Source organism: Protofrankia sp. CiP1_Cm_nod2 (assembly GCF_920664355.1).
Classification (GTDB): Bacteria; Actinomycetota; Actinomycetes; order Frankiales; family Frankiaceae; genus Protofrankia.
Genome location: NZ_CAKKTL010000034.1, coordinates 15,832 through 16,388, shown reverse-complemented (window position 1 = coordinate 16,388; position 557 = coordinate 15,832). Strand labels below are relative to the sequence as shown.

Sequence of the window (557 nt, the reverse complement as noted above, 5' to 3'; positions counted from 1 at the left end):
CCGTGCAGCCCCAGCAGCCGCAGGAGGGACTCCCAGAACCGGTCCTCGACCGCCCCCAGCGCGACAAGGCGGCCGTCGGCGGTCTCGTACACGTCGTAGAAAGGCGCCCCCGAGTCGTTGAGGTTGCTGCCGCGCTGTTCCACCCATCTGCCCTCGTTGCGCATCTCGTGGCTCATGGTGCTCAACAGGGCCGCGCCGTCGACCATCGCGGCGTCCACGACCTGTCCCACGCCGGACGACCGTGCCTCCAGCACGGCCGCGACGACGCCGAGGGCCAGGAACATCGCACCGCCACCGTCGGCAAGGAGGTTCATCGGCGGGAAGGGCAGGCCTCCGGCGCGTCCGAGATGGGCCAGTACCCCCGAGACGGCCAGATAGTTGATGTTGTGCCCGGGCTGCGTCATCAGTGGGCCGGCCTGGCCCCAGCCGGTCAGCCGCCCGTAGACAAGGCCTGGATTGTGCGGTGCGCAGTCCTGCGGCCCGAGGCCGAGACGTTCCGTCGAGCCCGGAAGAAAGCCTTCGATCACGGCATCGACACGCTTGATGATCTCGAGTGC

General features: G+C 69.1%; 1 protein-coding gene. It reads right to left on the bottom strand.

Annotation, left to right across the window (positions count from 1 at the left end; all coding sequences use genetic code 11):
• Positions 1-557, bottom strand: a 557-nt coding sequence (locus NBW84_RS05910; protein WP_250282436.1) for a CoA transferase, incomplete at both ends; no start/stop codon positions are given.